Origin of the sequence: Aromatoleum anaerobium, from assembly GCF_012910705.2 — a bacterium.
Lineage (GTDB): Bacteria > Pseudomonadota > Gammaproteobacteria > Burkholderiales > Rhodocyclaceae > Aromatoleum > Aromatoleum anaerobium.
The window spans coordinates 1-5,290 of the sequence record NZ_WTVG02000028.1 but is presented as its reverse complement, the minus strand read 5'-3'; the positions used below and the strand labels follow the sequence as shown (position 1 = coordinate 5,290).

General features: G+C 56.0%; 2 tRNA genes and 3 rRNA genes. All 5 read left to right on the top strand.

The window, feature by feature from the left end:
- Positions 1 to 62: 62 nt before the first annotated feature.
- The 5 genes from GO606_RS00875 (at position 63) to rrf (ending at position 5,209) form a co-directional block, all read left to right on the top strand.
- Positions 63 to 1,600 (top strand): 16S ribosomal RNA (locus tag GO606_RS00875).
- A gap of 75 nt (positions 1,601 to 1,675) precedes the next feature.
- Positions 1,676 to 1,752, top strand: a tRNA-Ile gene (locus GO606_RS00870).
- A 14-nt stretch (positions 1,753 to 1,766) separates the two neighbouring features.
- Positions 1,767 to 1,842 (top strand) — tRNA-Ala (locus GO606_RS00865).
- Between the two features lie 274 nt (positions 1,843 to 2,116).
- Positions 2,117 to 5,001, top strand: a 23S ribosomal RNA gene (locus tag GO606_RS00860).
- A gap of 95 nt (positions 5,002 to 5,096) precedes the next feature.
- A 5S ribosomal RNA gene (gene rrf / locus GO606_RS00855) occupies positions 5,097 to 5,209 on the top strand.
- The 16S, 23S and 5S rRNA genes sit together here with 2 tRNA genes alongside, the layout of an rRNA operon.
- The last annotated feature ends 81 nt before the right edge of the window (positions 5,210 to 5,290 follow it).

The window sequence follows — 5,290 nt, the reverse complement described above, 5'->3', positions numbered from 1 at the left end:
TTCGGCATTGCAAAGATTGAGTGCTCGCAAGTCAGAGATGATTTTGAGTACTTTGTTGGATTGAACTTAAGAGTTTGATCCTGGCTCAGATTGAACGCTGGCGGCATGCTTTACACATGCAAGTCGAACGGCAGCGGGGGCTTCGGCCTGCCGGCGAGTGGCGAACGGGTGAGTAATGCATCGGAACGTACCCAGTCGAGGGGGATAACTACGCGAAAGCGTAGCTAATACCGCATACGCCCTGAGGGGGAAAGCGGGGGACCTTCGGGCCTCGCGCGATTGGAGCGGCTGATGTCGGATTAGCTAGTTGGTGGGGTAAAGGCCTACCAAGGCGACGATCCGTAGCGGGTCTGAGAGGATGATCCGCCACACTGGGACTGAGACACGGCCCAGACTCCTACGGGAGGCAGCAGTGGGGAATTTTGGACAATGGGCGCAAGCCTGATCCAGCCATGCCGCGTGAGTGAAGAAGGCCTTCGGGTTGTAAAGCTCTTTCAGACGGAAAGAAATCGGGCTTGTGAATAGCGAGCCTGGATGACGGTACTGTCAGAAGAAGCACCGGCTAACTACGTGCCAGCAGCCGCGGTAATACGTAGGGTGCGAGCGTTAATCGGAATTACTGGGCGTAAAGCGTGCGCAGGCGGTTGTGTAAGACAGGTGTGAAATCCCCGGGCTTAACCTGGGAACGGCGCTTGTGACTGCACGGCTAGAGTACGGCAGAGGGGGGTGGAATTCCACGTGTAGCAGTGAAATGCGTAGATATGTGGAGGAACACCGATGGCGAAGGCAGCCCCCTGGGCCGATACTGACGCTCATGCACGAAAGCGTGGGGAGCAAACAGGATTAGATACCCTGGTAGTCCACGCCCTAAACGATGTCGACTAGTTGTTCGGGAAGGTAACTTCCTGAGTAACGCAGCTAACGCGTGAAGTCGACCGCCTGGGGAGTACGGCCGCAAGGTTAAAACTCAAAGGAATTGACGGGGACCCGCACAAGCGGTGGATGATGTGGATTAATTCGATGCAACGCGAAAAACCTTACCTACCCTTGACATGCCTGGAATCCTGCAGAGATGCGGGAGTGCCTTCGGGAGCCAGGACACAGGTGCTGCATGGCTGTCGTCAGCTCGTGTCGTGAGATGTTGGGTTAAGTCCCGCAACGAGCGCAACCCTTGTCGCTAATTGCCAGCATTGAGTTGGGCACTTTAGCGAGACTGCCGGTGACAAACCGGAGGAAGGTGGGGATGACGTCAAGTCCTCATGGCCCTTATGGGTAGGGCTTCACACGTCATACAATGGTCGGTACAGAGGGTTGCCAAGCCGCGAGGCGGAGCCAATCCCACAAAGCCGATCGTAGTCCGGATCGTAGTCTGCAACTCGACTACGTGAAGTCGGAATCGCTAGTAATCGCAGATCAGCATGCTGCGGTGAATACGTTCCCGGGTCTTGTACACACCGCCCGTCACACCATGGGAGTGGGTTTCACCAGAAGTAGGTAGCTTAACCTTTCGGGGAGGGCGCTTACCACGGTGAGATTCATGACTGGGGTGAAGTCGTAACAAGGTAGCCGTATCGGAAGGTGCGGCTGGATCACCTCCTTTCAAGAGAAGACGCCGCGGCGGCGCAGTATCCACAACTTATCGGTTGTTCAGGCAACGAGAGCCTCGAAGGTATGAGGGTCTGTAGCTCAGCTGGTTAGAGCACCGTCTTGATAAGGCGGGGGTCGTTGGTTCGAACCCAACCAGACCCACCAAGCGATCAAGGGCGGGGGGATTAGCTCAGCTGGGAGAGCACCTGCTTTGCAAGCAGGGGGTCGACGGTTCGATCCCGTCATCCTCCACCAGCGCTTGGGGTGAGTGCAGGGGGGTCGAAGGGCTAAGCCGTGCGGATCGGGTGTCCGCAGGGCTTAGGCCTTGGCAGGTTTTTGAGGCCGCGTTCTTTAACAAAGTGGAAGAAGTAAAGTGTGCGACAGCGGGCCGCAAGGCGCACTGTCGCATGGGTTGGTGTGATTGCATTTTTTGCATTCATCTGCGCTTTGAACCAGCGGCAGGTGGGTGCGCACAAGCGTGAGTTCGTCTATGGCGGTGGTGCCCTGGCAACAGGGTCCATGGTTATAGGATCAAGCGACTAAGTGCATGTGGTGGATGCCTTGGCGATCACAGGCGATGAAGGACGTGCAAGCCTGCGAAAAGCGGGGGGGAGCTGGCAATGGAGCTTTGATCCCCCGATGTCCGAATGGGGAAACCCACTCCTTTTGGAGTATCCCAGACTGAATCCATAGGTCTGAGGAGGCGAACGCGGCGAACTGAAACATCTAAGTAGCCGCAGGAACAGAAATCAACCGAGATTCCCCAAGTAGTGGCGAGCGAACGGGGAGGAGCCTGCACGACTAAACCAATCATTTAGCAGAACGGTCTGGAAAGTCCGACGATACCGGGTGATAGTCCCGTATGCGAAAAGTGGCTGGCGGGTCTGAGCGTGCGACAAGTAGGGCGGGACACGAGAAATCCTGTCTGAAGATGGGGGGACCATCCTCCAAGGCTAAATACTCGTGATCGACCGATAGTGAACCAGTACCGTGAGGGAAAGGCGAAAAGAACCCCGGGAGGGGAGTGAAATAGATCCTGAAACCGCATGCATACAAACAGTGGGAGCCTCCTGGTGGGGTGACTGCGTACCTTTTGTATAATGGGTCAGCGACTTACGTTCAGTAGCGAGCTTAACCGAATAGGGGAGGCGTAGGGAAACCGAGTCTGACAAGGGCGATTGAGTTGCTGGGCGTAGACCCGAAACCGGATGATCTATCCATGGCCAGGATGAAGGTGCGGTAACACGCACTGGAGGTCCGAACCCACTAATGTTGAAAAATTAGGGGATGAGCTGTGGATAGGGGTGAAAGGCTAAACAAATCCGGAAATAGCTGGTTCTCCCCGAAAACTATTTAGGTAGTGCGTCGTACGGACACTTGCGGGGGTAGAGCACTGTAATCGTTGGGGGGGTCACTGCGATCTACCCCGCGATAGCAAACTCCGAATACCGCAAAGTGATATACGGCAGACAGTCCTGGGGTGCTAACGTCCTGGGACAAGAGGGAAACAACCCAGACCGCCAGCTAAGGTCCCAAATACATGGCTAAGTGGGAAACGAAGTGGGAAGGCCCAGACAGCTAGGAGGTTGGCTTAGAAGCAGCCATCCTTTAAAGAAAGCGTAATAGCTCACTAGTCGAGTCGTCCTGCGCGGAAGATGTAACGGGGCTCAAGCCATGAACCGAAGCTGCGGATCTCGCAAGAGATGGTAGGGGAGCGTTCCGTAAGCCTGCGAAGGTGTCTCGAGAGGGATGCTGGAGGTATCGGAAGTGCGAATGCTGACATGAGTAGCGATAAAGGGAGTGAAAAGCTCCCTCGCCGAAAGCCCAAGGTTTCCTGCGCAACGTTCATCGGCGCAGGGTGAGTCGGCCCCTAAGGCGAGGCAGAAATGCGTAGTCGATGGGAAACGGGTCAATATTCCCGTACCGGTTGTGGATGCGATGGGGGGACGGAGAAGGTTAGGCCAGCCGGGTGTTGGACGTCCCGGTTTAAGCGTGTAGGCGTGCCCCGTAGGCAAATCCGCGGGGATTGAGCTGAGGCGTGATGACGAGGGCTCTTTGAGCCCGAAGTGGTTGATACCCTGCTTCCAGGAAAAGCCTCTAAGCTTCAGTCCACAATCGACCGTACCGCAAACCGACACAGGTGGGCAGGTAGAAAATACCCAGGCGCTTGAGAGAACTCAGGAGAAGGAACTCGGCAAATTGATACCGTAACTTCGGGAGAAGGTATGCCCCGTTAGCTTGTAGGCGCACAGCCGAAGGGCGAAGGGGCCGCAGAGAATCGGTGGCTGCGACTGTTTATTAAAAACACAGCACTGTGCAAACACGAAAGTGGACGTATACGGTGTGACGCCTGCCCGGTGCCGGAAGGTTAAGTGATGGGGTGCAAGCTCTTGATCGAAGCCCCGGTAAACGGCGGCCGTAACTATAACGGTCCTAAGGTAGCGAAATTCCTTGTCGGGTAAGTTCCGACCTGCACGAATGGCGTAACGATGGCCACACTGTCTCCTCCTGAGACTCAGCGAAGTTGAAATGTTTGTGAAGATGCAATCTCCCCGCGGCAAGACGGAAAGACCCCATGAACCTTTACTGTAGCTTTGCATTGGACTTTGACGGGACTTGTGTAGGATAGGTGGGAGGCTGTGAAGCGGGAACGCCAGTTTCCGTGGAGCCACCCTTGAAATACCACCCTGGTGTCGTTGAGGTTCTAACCTTGGCCCGTGAATCCGGGTCGGGGACCGTGCATGGCAGGCAGTTTGACTGGGGCGGTCTCCTCCCAAAAGGTAACGGAGGAGTACGAAGGTCGCCTAGACACGGTCGGACATCGTGTTGATAGTGCAATGGCAAAAGGCGGCTTGACTGCGAGACCGACAAGTCGAGCAGGTGCGAAAGCAGGTCATAGTGATCCGGTGGTTCTGTATGGAAGGGCCATCGCTCAACGGATAAAAGGTACTCTGGGGATAACAGGCTGATTCCGCCCAAGAGTTCACATCGACGGCGGAGTTTGGCACCTCGATGTCGGCTCATCACATCCTGGGGCTGTAGCCGGTCCCAAGGGTATGGCTGTTCGCCATTTAAAGTGGTACGTGAGCTGGGTTTAAAACGTCGTGAGACAGTTTGGTCCCTATCTGCCGTGGGCGCTGGAAGTTTGAGAGGACCTGCTCCTAGTACGAGAGGACCGGAGTGGACGCACCCCTGGTGTACCGGTTGTGACGCCAGTCGCATCGCCGGGTAGCTAAGTGCGGAAGAGATAACCGCTGAAAGCATCTAAGCGGGAAACTCGCCTCAAGATGAGACTTCCCCGGGGCCTCGAGCCCCCTGAAGGGTCGTTGAAGACCACAACGTTGATAGGTCGGGTGTGGAAGCGCAGCAATGCGTTGAGCTAACCGATACTAATTGCCCGTGAGGCTTGATCCTATAACCCTGGATCCGACACCGCGACAACTCACCCCCCGAAAACGCATCACACCCCCCTCACACTTTGCTTCCCGCCGCTTTGTTACCCCTTACAGTCTGACGACCATAGCCTCCTGGCCCCACCCCTTCCCATCCCGAACAGGACCGTGAAACAGGAGCGCGCCGATGATAGTGCCCGTCCGGGTGCGAAAGTAGGTCATCGTCAGACTACCCCTTGCGCCGAAAAGCCGCTTTCCCCCACCCGGAAAGCGGCTTTTTTGCTTTGTTGAGCGCAGACGCTGAAAATCGC